The organism is uncultured Flavobacterium sp. (assembly GCF_963974175.1).
GTDB lineage: Bacteria > Bacteroidota > Bacteroidia > Flavobacteriales > Flavobacteriaceae > Flavobacterium.
On sequence record NZ_CAXBBR010000001.1, the window covers coordinates 613,093 to 637,463 of the forward strand.

Below are 24,371 nucleotides of genomic sequence, written 5' to 3' on the forward strand. Positions count from 1 at the left end.
AAATCCCGACGAATCGGGATTTTTATATATCTAAATTGTAATAAAAATACTATTTCAATTTCTTCTTAATTGCTACTTCATGGTAAGCTTCAATAACATCTCTTTCTTCTATGTCATTATAACCTTTGATTTGAATACCACAATCATATCCTTTAGCTACTTCTTTAACATCATCCTTGAAACGTTTCAAAGCACTAAGTTCACCTGCATGAACAACAACACCATCACGAATAATTCTGATTTTAGCATTTCTAGCTATTTTACCATCCATAACCATACAACCTGCAATTGATCCAACTTTAGAGATTTTAAATATCTCTCTAATTTCAGCTGTACCCAGAACTTCTTCTTTCATCTCAGGAGCAAGCATTCCTTCCATTGCATCTTTCAAGTCATCGATTGCTGCATAGATAATAGAATAGTAACGGATATCGATTTCTTCCTTATCAGCAAGCTGTCTTGCATTACCTGCAGGACGAACGTTAAATCCAATAATGATTGCATCTGAAGCAGAAGCCAACATAACGTCAGTTTCTGTAATCGCTCCAACACCTTTATGTATAATATTAATTTGAATTTCTTCAGTAGATAATTTAGAGAACGAATCAGATAATGCTTCAACAGAACCATCAACATCTCCTTTAAGGATTACGTTTAATTCTTTAAACTGACCTAATGCTATTCTACGTCCAATTTCATCTAATGTAATATGACGTTGTGTACGAACAGATTGTTCACGCATTAATTGAGAACGTTTTGATGCAATTTGTTTTGCTTCTTTTTCGTCTTCAAAAATGTTGAACTTGTCTCCTGCTGTTGCTGCACCGTCAAGACCTAACACCGATACCGGAGTAGAAGGACCTGCTACAGTAACAATATTTCCTCTTTCATCATGCATGGCTTTAATCTTACCATGATGCTTTCCAGCTAACATATAATCACCAACCTTAAGGGTACCGTGTTGTACCAATATAGTAGAAACATATCCTTTACCTTTATCTAAAAAGGCTTCAACAACAGTTCCTTGAGCCGCTTTGTTTGGATTCGATTTTAAATCTAAAACTTCCGCTTCTAATAAAACTTTTTCTAATAATTCTTTTACACCTGTTCCCACTTTTGCAGAGATATCATGAGATTGGAATTTACCACCCCAGTCTTCTACAAGTAAATTCATACCTGCTAATTTCTCTTTAATTTTCTCAGGATTAGCATTCTGCTTATCTACTTTATTGATAGCAAAAATAATCGGAACACCTGCTGCTTGAGCATGGCTTATCGCTTCTTTTGTTTGTGGCATGATATCATCATCCGCAGCAATTACAATAATAGCAATATCTGTTACTTGAGCTCCACGTGCACGCATGGCAGTAAACGCCTCGTGACCCGGTGTATCTAAGAAAGCAATTTTTTGACCATTATCTAAAGTTACTCCGTACGCACCAATATGTTGTGTAATACCTCCAGATTCACCAGCGATAACATTTTCCTTACGGATATAATCCAGTAACGATGTTTTACCGTGATCGACGTGACCCATTACAGTAACGATAGGCGCTCTGAAAACTAAATCTTCTTCTTTATCTTCAACAACTGCTATAGCTTCTTCAATATCAACAGTTATGAATTCAACTTCATAACCAAATTCATCAGCTACAATTGTCAATGTCTCTGCATCAAGACGCTGATTCATGGTTACCATGATTCCAAGTGACATACAAGTACCAATAACTTTAGTAATTGGCACATCCATCATAATCGCAATTTCACCAACAGTTACGAACTCAGTAACCTTAATGGTTTTACTTCCTTCATCAATTGCTCTTTGCTCTTCATCAGATTTTTGACGGTGCGTATCCCTTTTGTCTCTTCTGTATTTAGCCGCTTTAGATTTCCCTCCTTTTTTACCTTGAAGTTTTTCTAAAGTTTCACGAATTTGGTTTTTTACTTCCTCTTCTGTAGGCTCAACTTTTGCTACAATAGCTGGTCTGTTTCCTCTTACGAATCCAGGTCTTGAACTTCTATTCGCATTAAAACCACCACCACCAACATTTGGCGTAATCTTATTAGGATTTGGTGCACCAGGAACTCCAGGAGGCCTTGGCGTGCCCGGTTTAGGAGCAATTCTTTTACGTTTATTTTTATTAGCCGCTCCAGCAGCACCGGCAGCGCCTGGCTTATTTGGAGTGATTTTAGGCTCTTCTTTTTTCTTTTTCGGTTTATTAAACTGAGACAAGTCAATAGTTTGTCCAGTCAATTTTGTCCCCGATAATTTCTGATATTGAGTTGTAATAGCTTCCTCAGCCGGAGCTTCGTCCGTTTTTGGAGCCGTTTTTTCTTCCGACACAACAACTTTTTTCTCTTCTTTTACTGGTTCCTTAACCGGTTCCTTAGTTTCAACAACAGGTTTTACCTCTTTTTTGTCTACAACTACTTTTTCCTTAACCACTTCTTTTTCAACTGGTTTTTCTGTCGAAGTTTTAGCTTTAGGTGCTTCAATTTTCTCAGCAACAACAGGAGGAGCCGGAGGAGTTGGCGTAACTGGAGCTGGAACAGCGGCAGCAGCTTTTTTAGGATTAAGATCAATTTTCCCTACTTGAACAGGTCCTGCTATAACAGCTCTCGCTTTTATAACTTCTTGTTGTTGTTTAAGGATCTCTTCATCATGCTTACGCTTATCTTCGATTTCTTTCTCTCTCTCAACACGTAAAGCCTCTTTCTCTTTCCTTTTCTCTTCTCCTACTTCTTTTGAAGCCTCTTTTTTACCTCTGTCACCCGCAAATTGACCGCACAAGACATTGTATACATCATCAGAAATTTTTGTGTTTGGATTTGCTTCAATAGCAATCCCTTTATCTTTTAGATAATCCACAGCTCTTTCCAAAGAAATATTCAATTCCCTTAAAACTTTGTTTATTCTAATAATTCTCTCTTCAGACATAAAACCTTTTTATTATTACCTTTTTTGTTATTCCTCGCTTTACTCCCAACTCGATATCTACCGAGTAAGAATCAATTGTAAAGCGGCATGTTTATCGTTGAAGATTCATTGACTAACTGTCAAACTCTTCTTTCAATATTCTCATTACATCTAGAATCGTTTCCTCTTCTAGGTCTGTTCTTCTTACTAAATCCTCTACATCTTGCTTCAAGATACTTTTTGCTGTATCCAAACCAATTTTTGCAAATTCTTCAATAACCCAGCTTTCGATTTCATCTGAAAATTCTGTTAATTCAACATCATCTTCATCAGCAGTTGCGCCAGCAACATCGCCTTCACGTATAACATCTAACTCATAACCAGTCAAAAGACCAGCTAATCTAATGTTGTGTCCACCTCTACCAATCGCTTTTGAAACTTCTTCTAATTTCAAGAAAACCTCTGCTCTTTTAGTTTCTTCATTTATCTTAATTGAAGATACTTTTGCAGGACTTAGCGCTCTTGTAATATATAATTGAATGTTACTTGTGAAATTAATAACATCTATATTTTCATTTCCTAATTCACGAACAATTCCATGAATACGTGATCCTTTCATACCTACACAAGCACCTACAGGGTCAATTCTATCGTCGTAAGTTTCTACAGCTACTTTTGCTTTTTCACCTGGAATTCTTACTACATTTTTAACCATAATCAAACCGTCAAAAACTTCAGGAATTTCTTGTTCAAACAATTTTTCTAAAAACTTCTCAGAAGTTCTAGACATAATAATTTGAGGCTTGTTCCCTTTTAATTCAACGCTTTCAATAATTCCACGAACATTATCTCCTTTGCGGAAAAAATCAGATGGGATTTGTTTCTCTTTTGGCAAAACAATTTCATTCCCTTCATCATCCACTAAAATAACAACTCTAGGTCTTACATGATGTACTTCGGCAGTATAAATCTCTCCAATTAAATCTTTAAATTGCTTATAAAGATTTGTATTGTCGTGTTCATGTATTTTAGAAATAAGGTTTTGGCGTAAAGCCAAAATAGCTCTTCTTCCTAAGTCTATTAATTTCACCTCTTCAGAAACTTCTTCACCAATTTCAAAGTCAGCTTCGATTCTTCTAGCCTCCGTTAAAGTAATTTCTTCGTTTTCAAAATCTAAATCTTCGTCCGCAACAATAACTCTTCGTCTCCAAATTTCCATATCTCCTTTATCAGGATTTATAATGATATCGAAATTATCGTCTGAACCATACTTTTTCTTCAATGCATTTCTAAATACATCTTCCAAAATTGCCATAAGCGTTACACGATCAATAAGTTTATCATCTTTAAACTCTGAGAATGAATCGATTAATGCTAAATTTTCCATGCGAATTCTTTAATTAAAATGTTACTGTAACAATTGCTTCTTTTATATCTGCGTAAGGGATTTGTAGCGTCTTTTCAACAGTCTCTTTACCTTTACCTATCTTTTTAGGTTCTCTTGCTTTCCACGACAAAATTACAAAATCATCATTAGCTTCCACTAATTCCGCTTCGATATTTTCTGTATTAGTTTTCACAATCAACGTTCTACCTATATTTTTCTTGTATTGTCTAATCTTCTTCAATGGCAAAGAAACCCCTGCTGAGGCTACCTCCATAGAATAATCCTGTTCTTCTCTGTCTAAACTTGCGTCTATTGCGCGACTGATATCAATACAGTCCTGCAACACCACACCATTGTCGTCGTCTAAAGTTATAATAACTTTAAAAGCATCAGTGATGGTAAGGTCTATCAAGAAAAGCGATGGCTTTTCTACAAGAGCTTCAGTCAACAATAAATTTACTTTTTCTTTAAATGTCATATTTTTTATAAAAAGAGGGGACATTTAGTCCCCTCATTATCTAGATTTTAATAAATAACGGTGCAAATATAGTGTTTTTTTTATAAATCGAATTGATTGCGTGCCGTAAAAATATTTCTTATCTTTATAGAAGCATTAAAATACCGAATTTTCCCATAATTTAATCCATCTAATTATGAAACGAATTTTAGTTCCAACCGATTTCTCAGCACATGCCGAGAACGCATTAAAAGTCGCTGCACAAATTGCAAAAAAGAGCAATTCTGAAATACTTCTTCTCCATATGTTGGAAATTCCAACTCAAATGAACGATGCCATAACTGGAGCCACAAGCATCCCTGAAGTGATGCTATTTATCAAAAAAGCAAACGAAACACTTCAAAAATTAAAACAAAAAGACTACCTAAAAGGAATACAAGTAACTGAACAAGTGAAATTTGAAAGAGCATTTGACGGGATTCTATCCTTTAGCAAGGAAAACAAAACCGATTTAATAGTTATGGGATCACATGGTGTTTCCGGAATCGAAGAAGTACTCATCGGATCCAACACCGAAAAAGTAGTCCGACTATCAGAAGTTCCAGTCTTGGTAATTAAAAAAGGCACAACCGAATTGAAAGGAGCAAACTTCGTTTTCGCATCTGATTTTTCGAAAGAAATAAAAAAACCATTCAAAAAAATGATTGAGTTTAGCAAAATATTTGACGCAAAATTGAACTTAGTGATGATTTGCACCCCTAATAGTTTCAAACCGACTGCTCTTTCAGAACAAATAATGAATGATTTCATCGCTGATTTCAAAATCACTAACTATTCCGCCCACATCTACAATGACGTAAATATTGAAAAAGGAATCATTAATTTTTCTAATTCGATAAATGCTGATTTGATAGGACTATGTACGCACGGGAGAACCGGCTTGGCTCATTTTTTTACAGGAAGCATAAGTGAAGACTTAGTAAATCACGCAGTAAAACCAATAATAACCTTTAAGATATAAAGTCGTTATTGTCTAATTACACCACCTTAAAAGAACGAATTTAAAACAGAACTTAAATGAATTTTTACCGTTTTAAATTTACTTCAAAAAAAAAGCCTCTCAAATTGAGAGGCTTTTGTTGGTCTACAAGGACTCGAACCTTGAACGACTGCACCAAAAACAGTTGTGTTACCATTACACCATAGACCATCATTGCTGCTAAGCGAGTGCAAATTTATAATAAAATTCAGTTTGCGCAAACTTTTTTGGACTTTTTATTGAAAAAAAACGCAAAAAAAATCAATCAACATCTTCGCAATCTCGAAAATTACTAAAAACCAATATGTTACCGAAATAAATAGTTTGACAGAAATTTTCGCTAATCTTTCCTACCTTAAATAAAAAAACATTTTCTTTGTAACTTAAAATATAACTAAATTTCAATACATGAATAAGGCGCCATTCAATTTCAATAAATGGAATACGATTATAGGTTGGTTTACATTTGTAATAGCATTAATAACTTATACCCTTACTGTTGAACCCACAATGAGTTTTTGGGATTGTGGAGAATATATTGCCACAGCAGCAAAGCTTGAAGTTGGTCATCCGCCCGGAGCACCTTTGTTTCAAATGATTGGTGCATTCTTCGCCATGTTTGCCTCAGATAACGAACATATCGCCTTAATGGTCAATATGACTTCTGTTGTTTCTAGTGCCTTCACAATATTATTCCTATTTTGGTCTTCATCTATGATTTTAAAGAAATTAATTTCAAGGATCGTAGAACCAAATCTAAAAGAAGACGACACAACACAATTAAATACAAACAATGCTATTGTAATTCTAGGGAGTTCCTTCGTTGGAGCTTTAGCTTATACTTTTTCTGATAGTTTTTGGTTCAACGCTGTAGAAGCTGAAGTTTATGCCATGGCTTCTTTGTTTATTTCCTTACTTTTTTGGCTAGGGTTGCGCTGGGAGCAAGACATGGACTCACCAAGAGGAAATCGATGGTTGTTGATCATTTCACTAGTTATCGGATTATCTTTTGGAGTTCACTTTATGGCTCTTTTAACGATTCCTTCAATTGGTCTACTGTACTTTTTTAAGCATTACAAAACAGTAACAGTCAAAAATTTCATCATTGCTAATGTTGTAGTTATTTCAATTTTATTGTTTATTTTCAAATTACTACTGCCTTTAACCATGTCGTTTTTTGCTGGAACAGAGGTTTTTACAGTTAATTCTCTAGGAATGCCTTTTGACTCTGGAACCATTCTGGTTACAGTACTTCTTTCGGCCGCATTTTATTTTGGTTTAAAATACACCACCAACAAAGGTCTTGTAACTTACAACACTTTAATTTTATGTATTCTATTCGTTCTAATTGGATTTTCAACTTGGACAATGTTGCCTGTTCGTGCCAATGCCAATGTAATTATCAATGAGAACAAACCTTCTGATGCGCGTGAGGTACTTGCTTATTACAATAGAGAACAATACGGCTCTAACCCTTTGTTTTATGGCCCTCAGTACACTGAAGTTTTTGCCGGTTTAGACAAGGACAACCCTTATCTTGACAAAGCTCCTAACTATGAGAGAAACTATAAAACCGGAAAATATGAGATTGTAAATAATTTCAAAAACGCCGTGCAGAATAGTGACGACAATCACAAAACTATTTTACCCCGAATGTGGAGTACCGATCATGTAGCCAATTATATGAACTTTACAAATGCTCCTGAGTTTGAACTAAACCCTGATTATCCTTATGAAGAGGATCTCGCTAAATACGGAATTGACGCCAGTAAATTAACCGAGGAGGACTACAACAGAGCTATTGGACAATTAAAAAATGAAATCCGAAAAACAGTAGGAGAATTCAGAACTGCTTACGCACAAAAACAAATTGACAATGATGGTTATGTAAAATTCCTAAAAAGTTATGGTGATTACCTAATCATTGAAAAACCATCAACGGTAGATAATTTAAGTTTCATGTTCGAATATCAGTTTGGCTACATGTACGTGAGGTACTTGATGTGGAACTTTGTTGGGCGTCAAAATGACATACAAGGAAGATACGACAGTCAGGATGGAAACTGGATGAGTGGAATAAAATTCATGGATGAGTTACACTTGGGCTCTCAAGATAATTTACCCGCCGATGTATTAAAAAACAAGGGACGTAACACCTATTATTTCCTTCCATTCCTTCTAGGACTTATAGGACTAATGTATCATGCCAATAAAGATCGAAAAAGTTTCTATGTCTTGTTGACTTTGTTCTTATTCACTGGTATTGCCTTAAAAATTTACCTGAATGAAAGACCTTTTGAACCTAGAGAACGCGATTATGCCTTAGTGGGATCTTTTTATGTTTTTGCTATATGGATTGGATTTGGAGTTTACGCACTGTACGAAAGTGCCCAAAAATATTTAGCTCCAAAATTAGCGGGACCAATAATTATTGCCGCAAGTATATTAGCAGCTCCAGTGCTTATGGCATCTCAAAACTGGGATGATCACGACCGTTCTGGTAAGTATACAGCAACTGCAATGGCGAAAGCATATCTTAACTCATGTGATCCTAATGCAATTCTATTTACAATAGGTGACAATGACACTTTCCCGTTATGGTATGCACAGGAAATAGAACATGTCAGGACCGATGTTAAGATTGTAAATACTAGTCTTTTCATGACGGATTGGTATATCGACCAAATGAAAACGAAAACTTACGAAGCTGATCCATTGCCAATCTCTTTCACACACGATCAGTACGTAGGAGACAAATTGGATTACGTTGCCCACATTCCGAAAACAGAAAGCAGATGGGAGATTAAAGATTTCATGGACTTCATTAAAAATCCAAAATCTACGGTTGGCCTACAGAACGGACAGACCATTCATTTTTATCCAACCAATAAAGTCAGAATCCCTGTTGACAAAGATGCTATCATAAAAAACAAGGTCGTTTCGCCTAAATACTATGACTCTATTGTTCCGTACATAGATATAGACATCAAAGGAAACGCTTTGTATAAAAATCGATTAATGATGCTTGACATCGTAGCAAACAACAATTGGAAAAGACCTATTTTCTTCAGCCCTGGTGCTTTTGACGATGAAGATTACCTTTGGATGAAAGATTACCTTCAACTTGATGGAATGGTTTATAAATTAGTGCCTGTAAAAACTGCAATCCCTAAAGATGGTAGTCCATTAGACATGGGGCAAATTGATTCTGAGAAAATGTATACCAATGTAATGAAATGGGATTGGGGTAATAGTGACAGCGACAAAATATACCATGACCCAGAAACCAGAAGAGAGAGCATCACTTACAGAACAAATCTTGCTCGATTAATGGATCAATTGATTGTGGAGAAAAAATTCGATAAGGCAAAAAAGATTATCGATTTGGCGATGACAAAAATGCCTTTGGATAAATTCGGCTATTACTCTTTAGTAGAGCCTTACACAAAAGGATATTATGAAGTGGGAGAGAAAGCCAAAGCACAAGATTTATTGAATAAATTGACGGCAAAATACAAAGACAATCTTAATTACTACAGTAAATTAAAGTCTTCAGAACAATCAAGCTTAGCAGTTGATATCATTACGGATCTTGAACGTTACAGAAGCTTATTGCAAGTAATGAAAGAAAATGGAGATTTAAACTTCTATAATAAAAACAGAACTGTATTCAATACTTATATCGAAATGTTCGAACGTTTCGGACGAGAAAAAGAATAAAGTAACACTATAAATATCTTTTAAAAAAATGCAGTAAAACTTCTAACTTTTACTGCATTTTTTTTTAATTTTGATACAAACAAATACCACAATGAGCTTTTACTGGGTTAAAACAAATTCACTTATCAAGAAGCTATTCTCTCAATATATATGGGACTTACCAAATACTGAAAAGAAAGTTTACTTGACATTCGATGATGGCCCTACTCCCGAAATCACAGAATGGGTTCTAGAACAGCTGGAACTACACAATGCCAAAGCTACTTTTTTTTGTATTGGAAAGAATATTGAAGCACACCCTTCTATTTTCGAAAAATTAACACAGAGAAAGCATTCGATAGGAAACCACACCTTTAATCATTTAAACGGATGGAAAACTACCGCTGAAGACTACAGCACAAATATTTCTCTTTGCGCTGCTTCGATTAAAAGTAATTCAACTGAAATCAATAATCCAGAATCTAAACTCTTTCGACCTCCCTACGGAAAAATTAAATCCATACAAGCAAAAAGATTGAAGAGTCAAGGGTACGAAATTATTATGTGGGATGTTCTAAGTGCTGATTTTGATCAAACAATCACAAAAGAAAGATGTTTGAAAAATGTGGTTTCAAATATAAAACCGGGAAGTATAATTGTATTTCATGACAGCGTTAAAGCATTCAAAAACTTAGAATACACATTACCAAAAGTCTTGAAATATTTAGATGAAAACAACTTTCAATGTGAAGCCTTTTAATACAGAATAAAAATTAAAAGCACTACAATTGCTCTTGTACTATACCGATAAGAGTATTGGCGTCTAATTCACCTGATTGTCTCCAAATCATTTGCCCTTCCTTATAAATCATTAAAGTAGGAAGTCCTTTAATTCTTAAAGCATCTGCTAATTCCTGGTTTTTATCCACATCAATCTTAATGACTTTTGCTTTATCTCCAAGCGCTGCTGCCACATCTCTAATTACAGGATGCATAGAAACAGACGACTCATTCCAATCTGTGTAAAAATCTATCAACACAGGCACTCGTGCACTTATAAGTTCTCCAAATTTTGACATAAAACCAACGAATTTAATTTTTAAATCTACTTAAAAAAACAGACATTAATCTACAAATGTAGCACTTTTAACTAATTATGCGACATTCTTACCTTTTTTTAGTTCAATGACTGTGATTTCAGGCATAATTCCAACCCTACCAGGGTAAGCGTGATACCCAAACCCTCTATTAACATAAACATATCTTCCTAGGTTTTCGTATAAACCAGCCCATTGTGCATAAACATATTGAGCCAGACTCCACTTAAAGTAACCCGGAATTTCAATCCCAAATTGCATGCCATGCGTGTGACCTGACAATGTTAGGTGAAAATTCTTATCATGGTTTTTGATTTCATAATCCCAATGACTTGGGTCATGACTCATCAAGATCTTAAAATCCTCTTGATTCACCCCTAGCGAAGCCTTATTAATATCACCTGCCTTCTTGAAATTTTGACCCCAATTCTCCACGCCTATTAATGCAATTTTATCTTCTCCTTTTTCTATATATGTATGCTCATTCAACAATAGCTTGAAATCAATTTCTCCATAAAGATTCTTTATAGCCTGAAAGTTCTCTTCTTTAGCTACTTCCGTTGGCCAGGTGACATATTCTCCATAATCATGGTTCCCAAGAACAGAATACTTCCCATACTCGTGTTTTTTAATTCTATTGAACGTTTCAATCCAAGGATGCATCTCCTTGGCATCCGTATTAACAATATCACCTGTAAACAGAATCATATCTGAATTTTGTTCGTTTACTAAATCAATTGCATAATTAATCTTATCCGGGTTATCAAAACTACCGCTATGAACATCTGATATTTGCGTAATGGTAAAACCATCAAAGGCATCTGGTAAATCCGGAAAAAAAATGCGTTGCTTTATTACTTTGTAGTTGTATCTCCCAATCGTAATTCCATAGATCAAAGACATAAATGGAATTGCAGCTAACCCAAGCCCCACCTGACTTACAAATTTTCTTCTCGAGGAAAAAAAGGCTGTATTATCATCATTTTCTATAAAAAAATTAATCGAACCTGCGCCTAATCTAAACAAATCTTCTCCAAGTAATACCAGAGTCAATATCAGTTTAGGTACATAAACTAAAAGCACTAAACCCATTGTAAACATCGTCTGCTTAGTTTGCCCTATAGAACGGTCAAATTGCATAAAAGAATAAACAATAAATATCAAAACTAATACACTAATGATCTGATAAGAAACCAAAACCCACTTTAGCTTTATTAATGTTCTTAATGCTTGAAATGCATAAAGCTCTATGATAATAAGGACAACACTTAAAAAAACGATACGAAAAATCATTACAATTATATTTATTGACAAAATAACAAATTAAGAAAACACTATGTGTAGTTATTAATCAATATTTAACTAAAATTACACAAATCTTCGTCTCTCATAGTGTTGTCATTAAAAAATATAAATATTTAATCTCTATAGCATTAGAAAGGCTTTCTAATTTATTGATAAATTTAATGAAACAGTTAGCATATTTCCACTCCCAGAATATCTTTCTGCAAACACTTCAATATAATCAGTTGGACTTAATTCAAGGGTTGTACCAATAGGAATAGCAAGAATATCATTTGTAGTAGTTGAATTAATATATACTTTAGATTGATTAACGACAGTACCGTTTTTTGCAATATACACAATATAAGTCGTTGTACTTGCTGAAGATTGAAAAGATAGTGAGCCCCTAACAGTAAAATAACGTTTTTTATTACCCAAATACTTTAGTCTATTATTTGTGACATCTGTTGAAAATCGAAATAAATTATTTGACGTTGTTGTCCCTAACAATTTTGTTTTAGTACTTCCCGAAAAAGTTGTTGATGCTCCAGAACCAACTGCATAATCAAAATTAACATCACCTGTAGATACCAAATCACTTTCAACAGGAATTCCGGGACAGTTAACTGCCCATTTATTATCAAAATTAAATCCAGAATAACTTCCAGTTGTATACCCATTAATGAATTTACCTGAAGTAATGGCTCCCGTGAAAATAACTTCTCTCAATACAGCATCATTTGTAATTACTGGATTAGACGAAACACTAAATCCTGTGTTATTTCCTACGACCTCAGTAAAGCCCCCTATTTTCCCTACTAGACCAAAAGTCCCCTGTAGCGTCTCATAAGTCCCGCTATTGTTACCAAACCAGCCCGCATTATTTATAAGTAGCTTACTGATGTCCTTATAAACAATTCCTGTTGCATTTCCAGCATATTGTATAATACTAATAAATACCAATGCGAAATTTTCTATTTTACCAACACTAGATGAACCTACAATAATACCATCTCTCAAAATTAAATTTTGAGTCTGCGTTCCTGCTCCAATTGAACCAGTACCAATAATATTAAAAACATTTCCAGCAGAAGCGACCAAAGTCAATACCCTTATAGATCCTCCAGTTGTACCAACAAAAAGATCTCCTGTAGCTTTTACTAATTTATCATCAGAAGAATCTAAGCCTATAACATAAGCATTGTTTAATTCAATAGGCAAATCAAGATTTACCGTTCCGTTTATTTCATATAGTGTTTGAGAATCCAAAAGATATTTTGCATCTCCACCAGCGGCTTTTTCTGAAGCTAAAACCGTTGCCAAGACATCTGTCGATTTAATCCTCTTAAACTTCGATCTCCCCTGCGCACTATTTACCCATGTTGTTGCAGTTAAATCATAGTAAGAGAAAAGTTTTAAATCAGTATCATAAACCATTAATCCATTAGCAGGAGAAACAATTGCAATTTTCTGCGCCGTTGTCATCCTAGGTGCCAACATTCCTTGTGTCGTTGACGACACATCTAAAACCGAACTCCCATGAGGAGTAATTGTTCCAATTCCAACCTGAGCAAACATGTTTGTGGTTATTATCATGAAAAATAACATAGAGACCTGTAACACCTTTTTAGCAGAGTAGTTTTTTTTCATAACATGCGAATTAAAATTTATATATAAGAACAAAGCGTGGCATAGAACCACTCCGCTAAAATATGCAAAACATCGACAAACCGTAATTTATATCGACAAACTACATGATTATTTAACTTAAAACACCAAATAAGTTGTTTTTATAGCCTAAGTATTACATAGTCTTAACTAACTGATTTTTAAACCTAAGTTATCACTCTAGACTATACCTAAAAAACACCATGGAATTCGCTTTCTTTATACACAAAAACCATAAAGAGTGAAATCTGAGCGTCGATTTTTAGAAATATTAAAATCCATTCCATCTTTATCTTTTAAGTTTTGTACTTTTGAAATCTTTACAAAATCACAATCATGTCAGAACAAAAACGTCTCTTTCTCCTCGATGCTTACGCTTTAATCTTTAGAGGATATTACGCCTTTATAAAAAACCCAAGAATCAATTCCAAAGGAATGGACACTTCGGCCATTATGGGTTTCATGAATTCATTGATGGATGTTATCAAAAGAGAGAAACCAGATCATTTAGCCGTTGCTTTTGATAATGGTGGGAGCCAATTAAGGAATGAGATATTTCCAGAATACAAAGCAAATCGTGACGCCACTCCCGAAGCTATTAAGATTGCCGTTCCATACATTCAATCTTTGTTGAAAGCCATGCACATTCCTATTATCGAAGTCAAAGGCTACGAAGCTGATGATTTGATAGGAACGATTGCAAAACAAGCTGAAAAAGAAAACTACAAAGTCTTTATGGTCACACCCGATAAGGATTTTGCGCAGTTGGTTTCTGAAAATATATTCATGTACAAACCAGCACGAATGGGTAATGGTATAGAAATATGGGGAGTTCCAGAAGTATTGGAAAAATTCCAAATTGAGAGACCAGAACAAGTAATTGACTTTCTAGGAATGATGGGCGATGCAGCTGACAATATTCCGGGACTTCCCGGCGTAGGAGAAGTTACCGCTAAGAAATTCTTAAAAGAATACGGATCTATGGAAAACCTTTTGGCAAATACAGACAAGCTAAAAGGAAAGATGAAAGAAAACATCGAAGCCAATAAAGAAAAAGGTATCCTATCTAAAACTTTAGCAACTATCCTACTCGATTGTCCAGTAGTTTTTGACGAAAAGGATTATGAATTATCAACTCCAGATGTCGAAAAAACAGATGCTCTTTTTAATGAGCTAGAATTTAGACGAATGGCAGAACAGTTTGACGCCATATTTAAAAAAGGAGGAACAGCAACCGCAAGCAAGCCTGTTGATGATGCTAACTCAACTAAAAAAACTCCACAAAAAAACGAAGATCAGTTTGATCTTTTTGGAAGTGGAATTTCAGATGCATCTTCTGAAGAGACTCACCATAAATATTACAACACCTTAGAAGATACCGAACATTCCTATCAAATCATTCAGGGAGATTTAGGGCTAAAACTATTATTGCAAAATCTATTAAAGCAAACTTCTGTTTGTTTCGACACAGAAACTACTGGCTTAGATGCCTTGCATGCTGAATTAGTGGGGATTTCTTTCTCTTATGAAAAAGGAAAAGGATTTTACGTGCCCTTTCCAGAAAACCAGGAAGAGGCAAAAGCACTCATTGAAAAGTTTGTTCCTTTTTTCGAAAATGAAGAAATTGAGAAAATTGGACAAAATTTAAAATACGATTTAAAAATACTTTCCAACTATGATATTAATGTAGAAGGAAAACTATTCGATACCATGATTGCCCATTATCTAATCAATCCAGATATGCGTCACAATATGGATATCCTAGCAGAAACTTATTTGAAATATTCCCCGAAATCCATTGAAGACTTAATTGGAAAAAAAGGTAAAAACCAAAAGTCAATGCGTGATGTCGAATTAGAAGAAATCAAAGAATACGCTGCTGAAGATGCTGATATAACATTCCAATTAAAAGAAATATTTACCGCTGAGTTAGATAAAACAGAAACCAAAAAGCTTTTTGACGAAATTGAAATTCCGTTAGTAAAAGTATTGGCTGACATGGAAAAAGAAGGCATCCGTGTAGACGTGGATTTTCTGAAATCACTTTCAAAGGAATTAGACAATGATATTAAATCATTAGAAAAAAATATTTATGAAACTGCCGGTCATTCCTTTAATTTAGCATCACCCAAACAACTGGGCGAAGTTTTATTTGACAAACTAAAAATTGGCGGAGCCAAACAAAAGAAAACCAAAACTGGGCAATATGCCACAGGTGAAGAAGTGTTGAGTTATTTAGCCAACGACAATCCAATTGTAAAAGACATTTTGAATTGGCGCCAACTTATTAAACTTCAAAACACTTATGTGGACGCTTTACCAAACCAAGTCGATCTAATCACTGGTCGCATTCATACGGATTATATGCAAACAGTAGCCGCAACGGGTCGTTTGAGTTCGAATAATCCAAACCTACAAAATATCCCGATTCGTACAGAAAGAGGAAGGCAAATTAGAAAAGCATTTGTAGCCAGAGACGAAAACTACACTTTAATCTCTGCCGATTACTCCCAAATTGAATTGCGCATCATTGCGGCCTTGAGTGGCGAGGAAAATATGATAAAAGCGTTTCTAAATAACGAAGACATTCATAAATCAACTGCTTCAAAAGTATTTGATGTTTCTTTGGAAGAAGTGACCCGCGAACAAAGAAGTCACGCAAAAACAGTAAACTTCGGAATTATATACGGGGTTTCTGCTTTCGGACTGAGCAATCAAACTTCATTGTCAAGAAGCGAAAGTGCCGCTTTAATAGAAGCGTATTACAAAACCTATCCACGACTGAAGTCGTACATCCAAGAGCAAATTGAATTTGCACGCGAGAATGGTTACGTACAAACGATACTTGGACGTCGTCGCTATTTAAAAGACATTAATTCTCAAAACGCAATGGTACGCGGTGGCGCAGAACGAAATGCCGTAAACGCCCCAATACAAGGAAGCGCGGCAGACATTATTAAAATTGCGATGATCAACATTCATAAAAAACTAACTTCAGAAAACTGGAAAAGCAAGATGCTGCTACAGGTTCATGATGAGCTTGTATTTGATGTCCACAATAGTGAATTAGAAAAAATCCAACCGATGATTAAGCACGAAATGGAAAATGCATTTAAACTTGACGTACCTTTAACTGTAGAATTAGGAATGGGTAAAGACTGGCTGGAAGCGCATTAGAAATTTCTTATTATATAACCATTGTCAATGTTCAGTACTTTGACAATGGTTCAAAAAAAAATCCATCTGCCTAGCCGATGGATTTTTTAGTTTTATGTATTCGTAATTATAATTATGCTTTTCTACTGGACTCTCTCTCTTTTAATTTTGTTTTAATGACGACTGTTTCATAAGGAATATTTTCCTCTTTAGATTCTAATCTGTCAATAAGTAACTTGGCTGCTACTTCACCAATTTCGACTCCATGTTGACTTATAGTAGTCAAACTTGGCGTCAATCTCCTTGAAGCTAAAATCCCGTCAGCAAAACCAATTATCGAAAGTTCCTCAGGAATTTTATATCCTTTTTTTAATCCAATTTTTAAAGCCGCAACAGAATCATTTTCATCCAAAGCAAAAACACCATCAATGGCATTATTATCAAATATAGCCTCAATTCTACTTTTTAAGTCATCTTCTGAATCCGTGCGAAGAATTATATTTTCATTTATTGGAATATTATTATCCTTTAAAGCTTTCAAATACCCATCAGCTCTTAATTTCCCAACACTCAAATTATCCACAGAAGATAACAAGGCAATGTTTTTACATCCTAAATCAATTAATCGCTGGGTAGAATTTAATGCGGAATCAAAGTCATCAACAACCACTTTGTCACACTCAATACCGTCTGCAATTCGATCAAACATAACTATAGGTGTACCATCATAAATTATTTCCTTAAAATGAGAATAATCCTGAAGCTTTTGCGCTTCTTCAGAAACTGATAAAATAAAACCATCTATCGTACCATTACTCAACATTTCTAACGTATGCGCTTCCTTATCCATAGATTCATTAGAAATACACATGATAACGTTATATCCTTTTTCATCGGCTACTTTTTCTATACCACTAAATACTTTGGCAAAAAAAGAATTAAGAATATTCGGTATAATAACCCCTATTGTCTTAGTTTTTCGGTTTTTAAGGTTTAAACCAATTACATTGGGCTTATAGTTTTTAAGCTTTGCATATTCCTTAATTTTAATTTTTGTTAAATCACTAATTTCAGGACTATCGTTGAGTGCTTTAGAAACTGTAGACACAGAAACGTTAAGTTCCTTGGCTATTTGTTTAAGGGTTGCTTTGACTTTCATAATTTAAATAGGTGTTGACTTTATAAGCAATTTTAGAGAAATCCTTAATAATCTGCTAAATATAAGTTTCTATATAGACCCCTTTTAGCTACTAAACCTTTATTGCTACCACGCAATATAAAACTTTTATTTTGATAACAAAAGTAATATAAAAATAGAAAGTCGACACAATCTATAATTGTAAAAGATACCTAATGTATAGCACATCAAATATACAATTGATAATCAGGGTTAAAACGACAAAAAATTATTCTTTTAAGGTATTTGTATTTAAAATAATAAATTGTACTTTTGCATCCCCTTTAATGGGGATGGAATGTTTAATTAAAAATATATTATGGACGCATTAAGCTACAAGACTCAATCAGCAAGCAAAGCCACCGTTACAAAGGAGTGGATTGTTGTAGATGCAGATGGGCATAACTTAGGTCGTCTTGCTTCAAAAGTCGCTATGATTTTAAGAGGTAAGTACAAACCAAGTTACACACCGCACGTTGACTGTGGAGATAACGTAATTGTTATCAACTCAGAAAAAATCAACCTTACAGGTAACAAAATGGACGAGAAGATTTACATGCGTCACACAGGTTACCCAGGAGGTCAAAGAACTTTAACTGCTAAAGTATTGCAATCTAAAAACCCTGCATTATTAGTAGAAAAAGCTGTAAAAGGAATGTTACCAAAAAACAAAATTGGTGCTGAACTTTTTAGAAATTTAAATGTTGTTGTAGGTTCTGAGCACAAACAAGGTGCACAAAAACCGAGAACAGTTAACCTTAACGATCTTAAGTAATGGGAGTTATTCACAAAATTGGTAGAAGAAAAACCGCTGTTGCACGTGTTTATGTTTCGGAAGGAACAGGAGTAATCACTGTAAACAAAAAAGAATTCGCAACCTATTTCCCTACTGCTACTTTACAGTACAAAGTAATGCAACCAATGTCTATGACAGAAAATGCAACTAACTTTGATGTAAAAGTAAATGTTTATGGAGGTGGTTCAACTGGACAAGCAGAAGCTGTAAGAATGGCATTAGCACGCGTTATGTGTGAAGTAAATGCTGAAAACAGACTTATCTTGAAGCCAGAAGGTTTATTGACAAGAGATCCAAGAATGGTTGAACGTAAGAAATTCGGTCAGAAGAAAGCTCGTAAGAAATTTCAATTCTCGAAACGTTAATATTGCCTGTCTTGAATACATTTATTCAAGACTTATTGAGTTTATTATTGAATTTAAAACAATGTTGTTGTTGCCTACCGAGGTAGGAATTAGTTTAGCATCTAAATGTATTTAGCCGAGAAATCGCCATTCATACATTGCTAATCAACAGAACGTAAACTAGTACAAAAAATGTCAAACAAAGTAGAAGTAAAAGAATTACTAGAAGCAGGTGTCCACTTCGGTCACATGACTAGAAAATGGGATCCAAACATGGCTCCTTACATTTATATGGAGCGTAATGGTATTCACATTATCAATCTATATAAAACTGCAGCAAAAATTGAAGAAGCTAATGAAGCTTTGAAAAAAATCGCTGCATCAGGTAGAAAAATATTATTCGTTGCTACCAAAAAACAAGCAAAAGACATCGTTGCTGAAAAAGCAAAAGCTGCAAACATGCCTTACATCACTGAAAGATGGCCTGGTGGAATGCTAACTAACTTCGTAACTATCCGTAAAGCTGTTAAAAAAATGGCTACTATTGATAAAATGAAGAAAGATGGTACATTCATGACCCTTTCTAAAAAAGAGCGTTTACAAGTTGATCGTCTTCGTGCTAAATTAGAGAAAAATTTAGGTTCAATTTCTGATATGTCAAGATTACCAGCTGCATTATTTGTAGTAGATATCAAAGCTGAACACATCGCAATAAAAGAAGCTCAAAAATTAAACATTCCAGTTTTTGCAATGGTTGATACTAACTCTGATCCTCGTGAAGTAGAGTTCGTAATTCCATCAAATGATGATGCTTCTAAATCAATCGATAAAATTTTAACTTTAGTAACAGCTGCAATTGTTGAAGGACTTTCTGATAGAGGTTCTGATAAAGACGCAGATGCAACTGAAAAAGCGGCTCCAGCAGCTGAAAAAGTAGCTCCAGTAGCAACTGAAACAGCCGCTCCAGCAGCAACTGAGACTGCAGCTCCGGCTGCCGAAACAGCGGCTCCAGCAACTGAAGAATAAAACAATATTTAAATTCCAACTTTTAAATTCCAAATTCCCGAATAAAAATTAGAAACAATAAGTTGATAATTTGATAAAATTGGAATTTGGGATTTAGGAATTGGAATTTTTACTTTTAACCTTATAAAAAAATACAACATGGCAACAATAACTGCTGCAGACGTAAATAAATTAAGAACAGCTACAGGTGCTGGAATGATGGATTGTAAAAAAGCATTAGTAGAAGCTGATGGTGATTTTGAATTAGCAATCGAAAACCTACGTAAAAAAGGACAAAAAGTAGCTGCAAACCGTTCAGATAGAGAATCTACTGAAGGTGCTGCAATTGCTGTTGTAAATGCTGACAAAACTGCTGGTGTTGTTATCACTTTAAACTGTGAGACTGACTTCGTAGGTATGAATGAGAGCTTTGTGAAAATGGCTACTGATATGGCTAATCAAGCATTGAACTTTGATTCTAAAGAAGCATTTTTAGCTTCAGATTTCAACGGAATTTCTATTGCAGAGAAACTTATTGAGCAAACTGGAGTTATCGGTGAAAAATTAGAAATTAGAACTTTCGAAAAATTAGAAGGTGCATTTGTAGGTTCTTACATCCACTCTGGAAACAAGATTGCTACTTTAGTAGCTTTATCTGCTGCTCCTGCTGGTGCTGAAGAAGTTTCAAGAAACGTTGCTATGCAAGCTGCTGCTATGTCTCCTATCGCGTTAAACGAAGAAGGTGTAGATGCTGCAATTATCGAAAAAGAAATTGAAATCGCAAAAGATCTTTTGCGTCAAGAAGGTAAACCAGAAGCAATGTTAGACAATATCGCTAAAGGTAAATTGGCTCGTTTCTTTAAAGATAATACTTTAGTAAACCAAGATTACATTAAAGACAACAAATTGAGCGTTGCTAACTACGTAAAATCTTTAGATAAAGATCTTATCGTTACAGGTTTCAAAAGAGCTGCTTTAGGATAATTTATTCTAAACTATATATTAAATCCCATTTCGAAGCAATTTGAAATGGGATTTTTCTTTTATATTTGAATTTCTAAACTTTTAATTATGGAAACTAAAACAAGATGTGGCTGGTGTTTATCAAGTGACTTATACAAAGAATACCACGATCAAGAGTGGGGAACTGCAGTTTATGATGACGCTACTTTATTTGAGTTTTTAATTCTAGAAACCTTTCAAGCAGGATTGAGTTGGATTACCATTCTAAACAAAAGAGAAAATTTCCGTAAGGCTTTTGATAATTTCGATTACAAAAAAATAGCACAATACCCCGAAGATAAAATCGAAGAGCTCTTACTGGATGCGGGAATCATTCGAAACAAACTAAAAGTGCGTTCAGCCGTTTCTAACGCGCAAGCCTTTATCAAAATCCAGGAAGAATTTGGCAGCTTCTCTACATATATTTGGACCTTCACTGATGGAAAACCAATCATCAACAATCCAAAAACATTGAAAGACGTCCCAGCCACTACTCCACTTTCGGACGAAATTAGCAAAGATTTAAAAAAACGTGGCTTTAAGTTTGTGGGTTCTACCGTTATTTACGCCCACATGCAAGCAACGGGAATGGTAGACGACCACGTTGCTGACTGTTGGAAACGAAAATAGCTTGCAGTGTACAGTATTAGTTCGCAGTTTAAATACTTTATGACAAAGTCTAATACGGCAACTTTCAAAACTGAATACTAAAAAATTAGTCTGTATACCAAAAAAATTACTACATTTACAACTAACTTTAGGGGTGTCTACAACATTGTAGGCTGAGAATTACCCTCTGAACCTGATCTAGTTCATACTAGCGTAGGGAAAAGTAAGATGACTTCCGTGGTCCCATTTTGGGCACTTTGTAGCCATTCCTAAAGTATAACTATATACTAAATTCAACAGGAATGGAACTAAAAATCAACAACCAAATCAAACAATTTCAAGCAAATGCTCTAAGCATTCAAGATCTGCTCGATATTGAATTTCCCCAAAAACAATCTGGCATTGCCATCGCAATCAACAATACCGTTATTCCAAAATCCAACTGGAACGACCACCCCATATCCCAATCTGACGAAATTTTAATTATTTCAGCAACCCAAGGAGGCTAATTAGGCTGCTCGGACGGGCTATCCATTTCAAGTCCGCAGTTATAAACTGTAAAAACACAGTCGCAACAAGAGCTTCCTACGGTCGCTTTCTTGCTCCTTGTTTCTATCAGCTTATCACTTTACAGGCTTTCCATAGCTATCCCTAGCAGGAAAAAGAAGATAGAATATAGAGAAAATCACAAACTCTGCAAACTAGAAAATTCGTGCAAATTCGTGTTTTCGCTTTTACGAATCCGTTTCATCCGCGTTCCATTAAACACAAGTAACAACACAATCAAAAATAGACTTTAAGACATTCAACTTTATAACTTTAAGATTCATAAAATGACAAACGAAGAAAAAATATCTAGAACCCCATTCCCCAACTCAAGAAAAATTTACGTAAACGGAGAAATTCACCCTATAAAAGTAGCCATGCGCGAAATATCACTTGCCGACACAAAAATGTCTAATGGACGAATAGAGAAAAATCCGCCGGTAACAATCTATGATACTTCTGGGCCCTTTACTGATCCTGATATCGAAATCGACATTCGAAAAGGATTGCCTCGTATCCGCGAACAATGGATCTTAGACCGCAACGATGTGGAGGAACTAATCGAAATATCATCTGATTACGGAAAAGAACGCCTGAACAACAAAAAACTAGATGAATTGCGATTTGAGTATTTGCACAAACCCATGCGCGCCAAAAAAGGTGCTAATGTTTCGCAATTATTCTACGCAAAACAAGGCATCATCACTCCCGAAATGGAATACATTGCAATTCGTGAAAACCAACGGATTGAGCAATTAGACACCCAAACTAAAGAAATGTCATGCCAACATCCAGGACACAGCTGGGGCGCAAATACTCCTAAAAGCAAAATTACGCCAGAATTTGTGCGCTCTGAAGTAGCCATCGGCCGAGCCATAATACCCAACAACATCAACCATCCCGAGAGCGAACCCATGATCGTAGGACGTAATTTCTTGGTAAAAATAAATGCGAATATCGGGAACAGTGCAGTTACCTCAACAATAGAAGAAGAGGTCGAAAAATCAGTTTGGGCTTGCCGTTGGGGAGCCGACACGATTATGGATTTATCAACCGGAAAAAACATTCACGAAACTAGAGAATGGATTATCCGTAACTCGCCAGTACCTATTGGAACAGTGCCTATTTATCAGGCTTTAGAAAAAGTAAACGGAGTAGCCGAAGACCTAACTTGGGAAGTTTTTCGTGATACTTTAATCGAACAAGCAGAACAAGGGGTTTCCTATTTTACTATTCACGCTGGAGTTTTATTGCGCTACATTCACTTAACTGCGGAACGTGTAACGGGAATCGTATCTCGTGGAGGTTCTATCATGGCCAAATGGTGTTTGTTTCACCACAAAGAAAACTTTCTCTACACCCATTTTGAAGATATTTGCGAAATCATGAAACAGTACGACGTGGCTTTTTCCCTTGGAGATGGTTTACGCCCGGGTTCTATTGCCGATGCTAATGATGCAGCACAGTTCGCTGAACTAGAAACCCTAGGTGAACTAGCAAAAATTGCTTGGAAACACGACGTACAAGTTTTCATAGAAGGTCCTGGGCATGTACCGATGCACATGATTAAGGAAAATATGGAGAAACAATTAGAGCATTGCAACGAAGCACCTTTTTATACTCTTGGCCCGTTAACTACAGATATTGCTCCAGGTTATGATCATATCACCTCCGCTATTGGTGCTGCCATGATTGGTTGGTACGGTTGTGCTATGCTATGCTATGTAACGCCAAAAGAACATCTTGGCTTACCCAACAAAAAAGATGTAAAAGATGGTGTAATCACTTATAAAATTGCTGCTCATGCTGCCGATTTAGCCAAAGGGCATCCTGGTTCACAATACCGTGATAATGCTTTGAGTAAAGCGCGTTTTGAATTCCGTTGGAATGACCAATTTAATCTATCATTAGACCCAGATACTGCTCGAGAATTTCATGATGAAACACTTCCGGCAGAAGGTGCCAAAGTAGCTCATTTTTGTTCTATGTGCGGACCAAAATTCTGTTCGATGAAAATATCACAAGAAATTCGTGATGTCGCCGAAGCAGAAAAAGGAATGAAAGAAAAATCAGAAGAGTTTATTGAGCAAGGAAAAGAGATTTATAGTTAATACGAAAATAGTACAAAGAGTAAAGAGAATAGACTTCATGAATTGATAGCATCTATATTCTCTCTTTTCTCAAACTC

At 35.3% G+C, this 24,371-nt stretch carries 18 protein-coding genes, 1 tRNA gene and 1 riboswitch; of the genes, 11 read left to right on the top strand and 8 right to left on the bottom strand.

What is annotated here, in order from left to right; translation table 11 throughout:
- Positions 1 to 49: 49 nt before the first annotated feature.
- The 3 genes from infB to rimP all read right to left on the bottom strand — a co-directional run bounded on the left by infB (position 50) and on the right by rimP (position 4,782).
- On the bottom strand, positions 50 to 2,938 hold the full coding sequence (infB, locus tag AAC069_RS02670; RefSeq protein WP_339918967.1) for a translation initiation factor IF-2: 2,889 nt from the start codon (positions 2,936 to 2,938) through the stop codon (positions 50 to 52).
- Between the two features lie 112 nt (positions 2,939 to 3,050).
- Positions 3,051 to 4,304, bottom strand: a complete 1,254-nt coding sequence (nusA, locus tag AAC069_RS02675) for a transcription termination factor NusA (protein ID WP_339918968.1) — start codon at positions 4,302 to 4,304, stop codon at positions 3,051 to 3,053.
- 13 nt (positions 4,305 to 4,317) lie between these two features.
- Entirely contained in the window at positions 4,318 to 4,782 is a 465-nt protein-coding gene (gene rimP / locus AAC069_RS02680; RefSeq protein WP_339918969.1) for a ribosome assembly cofactor RimP, read from the bottom strand.
- 175 nt (positions 4,783 to 4,957) lie between these two features.
- On the opposite strand from rimP, the gene AAC069_RS02685 reads away from it, so the two are divergent.
- The gene (locus tag AAC069_RS02685; protein WP_339918970.1) at positions 4,958 to 5,782 is read left to right on the top strand and encodes a universal stress protein; all 825 of its coding nucleotides are present in this window, start codon (positions 4,958 to 4,960) and stop codon (positions 5,780 to 5,782) included.
- 118 nt (positions 5,783 to 5,900) lie between these two features.
- On the opposite strand, the gene AAC069_RS02690 is transcribed toward AAC069_RS02685, so the two are convergent.
- Positions 5,901 to 5,971 (bottom strand) — tRNA-Gln (locus AAC069_RS02690).
- Between the two features lie 237 nt (positions 5,972 to 6,208).
- Here AAC069_RS02690 and AAC069_RS02695 point away from each other — a divergent pair.
- Entirely contained in the window at positions 6,209 to 9,520 is a 3,312-nt protein-coding gene (locus AAC069_RS02695) for a DUF2723 domain-containing protein (RefSeq protein ID WP_339918971.1), read from the top strand.
- A gap of 91 nt (positions 9,521 to 9,611) precedes the next feature.
- The gene (locus tag AAC069_RS02700) at positions 9,612 to 10,259 is read left to right on the top strand and encodes a polysaccharide deacetylase family protein (protein ID WP_339918972.1); all 648 of its coding nucleotides are present in this window, start codon (positions 9,612 to 9,614) and stop codon (positions 10,257 to 10,259) included.
- Between the two features lie 22 nt (positions 10,260 to 10,281).
- Here the strand turns inward: AAC069_RS02700 and AAC069_RS02705 are convergent, their stop codons facing one another.
- From AAC069_RS02705 to AAC069_RS02715, 3 genes are all read right to left on the bottom strand, one after another.
- A complete protein-coding gene (locus AAC069_RS02705; RefSeq protein ID WP_339918973.1) occupies positions 10,282 to 10,578 on the bottom strand; it encodes a thioredoxin family protein in 297 nt (98 codons plus the stop codon).
- Positions 10,579 to 10,653: 75 nt separating this feature from the next.
- Positions 10,654 to 11,889, bottom strand: a complete 1,236-nt coding sequence (locus tag AAC069_RS02710; RefSeq protein ID WP_339918974.1) for a metallophosphoesterase — start codon at positions 11,887 to 11,889, stop codon at positions 10,654 to 10,656.
- A gap of 153 nt (positions 11,890 to 12,042) precedes the next feature.
- Positions 12,043 to 13,530 (bottom strand): hypothetical protein, encoded by a 1,488-nt coding sequence (locus AAC069_RS02715; RefSeq protein WP_339918975.1) that lies wholly within the window; start codon positions 13,528 to 13,530, stop codon positions 12,043 to 12,045.
- A 354-nt stretch (positions 13,531 to 13,884) separates the two neighbouring features.
- On the opposite strand from AAC069_RS02715, the gene polA reads away from it, so the two are divergent.
- The gene (polA, locus tag AAC069_RS02720; RefSeq protein WP_339918976.1) at positions 13,885 to 16,725 is read left to right on the top strand and encodes a DNA polymerase I; all 2,841 of its coding nucleotides are present in this window, start codon (positions 13,885 to 13,887) and stop codon (positions 16,723 to 16,725) included.
- A gap of 112 nt (positions 16,726 to 16,837) precedes the next feature.
- Here the strand turns inward: polA and AAC069_RS02725 are convergent, their stop codons facing one another.
- Positions 16,838 to 17,863, bottom strand: coding sequence for a LacI family DNA-binding transcriptional regulator (locus tag AAC069_RS02725; protein ID WP_339918977.1), 1,026 nt, complete (start codon positions 17,861 to 17,863; stop codon positions 16,838 to 16,840).
- A gap of 337 nt (positions 17,864 to 18,200) precedes the next feature.
- On the opposite strand from AAC069_RS02725, the gene rplM reads away from it, so the two are divergent.
- The 7 genes from rplM (at position 18,201) to thiC (ending at position 24,294) form a co-directional block, all read left to right on the top strand.
- Positions 18,201 to 18,656 carry a 50S ribosomal protein L13 gene (rplM, locus tag AAC069_RS02730; RefSeq protein WP_007137451.1) on the top strand — a complete coding sequence of 152 codons (456 nt, stop codon included), beginning with the start codon at positions 18,201 to 18,203 and terminating at the stop codon, positions 18,654 to 18,656.
- Entirely contained in the window at positions 18,656 to 19,042 is a 387-nt protein-coding gene (gene rpsI / locus AAC069_RS02735) for a 30S ribosomal protein S9 (RefSeq protein WP_091083100.1), read from the top strand. Before rplM ends, rpsI begins: the two co-directional genes overlap by 1 nt.
- Positions 19,043 to 19,213: 171 nt before the next feature.
- Positions 19,214 to 20,047, top strand: a complete 834-nt coding sequence (rpsB, locus tag AAC069_RS02740; protein WP_339918978.1) for a 30S ribosomal protein S2 — start codon at positions 19,214 to 19,216, stop codon at positions 20,045 to 20,047.
- A gap of 138 nt (positions 20,048 to 20,185) precedes the next feature.
- Positions 20,186 to 21,010, top strand: coding sequence for a translation elongation factor Ts (tsf, locus tag AAC069_RS02745; RefSeq protein WP_339918979.1), 825 nt, complete (start codon positions 20,186 to 20,188; stop codon positions 21,008 to 21,010).
- Between the two features lie 87 nt (positions 21,011 to 21,097).
- Positions 21,098 to 21,658 carry a DNA-3-methyladenine glycosylase I gene (locus AAC069_RS02750; protein WP_339918980.1) on the top strand — a complete coding sequence of 187 codons (561 nt, stop codon included), beginning with the start codon at positions 21,098 to 21,100 and terminating at the stop codon, positions 21,656 to 21,658.
- Between the two features lie 119 nt (positions 21,659 to 21,777).
- A riboswitch (TPP riboswitch) is annotated at positions 21,778 to 21,874 on the top strand.
- Positions 21,875 to 21,939: 65 nt separating this feature from the next.
- Positions 21,940 to 22,146: a sulfur carrier protein ThiS gene (gene thiS, locus AAC069_RS02755; protein WP_339918981.1), complete on the top strand. Its 207-nt coding sequence runs from the start codon at positions 21,940 to 21,942 to the stop codon at positions 22,144 to 22,146.
- Positions 22,147 to 22,470: 324 nt separating this feature from the next.
- On the top strand, positions 22,471 to 24,294 hold the full coding sequence (gene thiC, locus AAC069_RS02760) for a phosphomethylpyrimidine synthase ThiC (RefSeq protein WP_339918982.1): 1,824 nt from the start codon (positions 22,471 to 22,473) through the stop codon (positions 24,292 to 24,294).
- The last annotated feature ends 77 nt before the right edge of the window (positions 24,295 to 24,371 follow it).

Bases quoted from the DNA above. Each gene is read 5' to 3' on its own strand.
- AAC069_RS02750 (WP_339918980.1), top strand. From the start codon at position 21,098: ATGGAAACTAAAACAAGATGTGGCTGGTGTTTATCAAGTGACTTATAC.
- rimP (WP_339918969.1), bottom strand. From the start codon at position 4,782: ATGACATTTAAAGAAAAAGTAAATTTATTGTTGACTGAAGCTCTTGTA.
- nusA (WP_339918968.1), bottom strand. From the start codon at position 4,304: ATGGAAAATTTAGCATTAATCGATTCATTCTCAGAGTTTAAAGATGAT.
- rpsB (WP_339918978.1), top strand. From the start codon at position 19,214: ATGTCAAACAAAGTAGAAGTAAAAGAATTACTAGAAGCAGGTGTCCAC.
- rpsI (WP_091083100.1), top strand. From the start codon at position 18,656: ATGGGAGTTATTCACAAAATTGGTAGAAGAAAAACCGCTGTTGCACGT.
- AAC069_RS02695 (WP_339918971.1), top strand. From the start codon at position 6,209: ATGAATAAGGCGCCATTCAATTTCAATAAATGGAATACGATTATAGGT.
- thiC (WP_339918982.1), top strand. From the start codon at position 22,471: ATGACAAACGAAGAAAAAATATCTAGAACCCCATTCCCCAACTCAAGA.
- AAC069_RS02725 (WP_339918977.1), bottom strand. From the start codon at position 17,863: ATGAAAGTCAAAGCAACCCTTAAACAAATAGCCAAGGAACTTAACGTT.
- AAC069_RS02715 (WP_339918975.1), bottom strand. From the start codon at position 13,530: ATGAAAAAAAACTACTCTGCTAAAAAGGTGTTACAGGTCTCTATGTTA.
- thiS (WP_339918981.1), top strand. From the start codon at position 21,940: ATGGAACTAAAAATCAACAACCAAATCAAACAATTTCAAGCAAATGCT.
- AAC069_RS02685 (WP_339918970.1), top strand. From the start codon at position 4,958: ATGAAACGAATTTTAGTTCCAACCGATTTCTCAGCACATGCCGAGAAC.
- AAC069_RS02710 (WP_339918974.1), bottom strand. From the start codon at position 11,889: ATGATTTTTCGTATCGTTTTTTTAAGTGTTGTCCTTATTATCATAGAG.
- polA (WP_339918976.1), top strand. From the start codon at position 13,885: ATGTCAGAACAAAAACGTCTCTTTCTCCTCGATGCTTACGCTTTAATC.
- rplM (WP_007137451.1), top strand. From the start codon at position 18,201: ATGGACGCATTAAGCTACAAGACTCAATCAGCAAGCAAAGCCACCGTT.
- AAC069_RS02700 (WP_339918972.1), top strand. From the start codon at position 9,612: ATGAGCTTTTACTGGGTTAAAACAAATTCACTTATCAAGAAGCTATTC.
- AAC069_RS02705 (WP_339918973.1), bottom strand. From the start codon at position 10,578: ATGTCAAAATTTGGAGAACTTATAAGTGCACGAGTGCCTGTGTTGATA.
- infB (WP_339918967.1), bottom strand. From the start codon at position 2,938: ATGTCTGAAGAGAGAATTATTAGAATAAACAAAGTTTTAAGGGAATTG.
- tsf (WP_339918979.1), top strand. From the start codon at position 20,186: ATGGCAACAATAACTGCTGCAGACGTAAATAAATTAAGAACAGCTACA.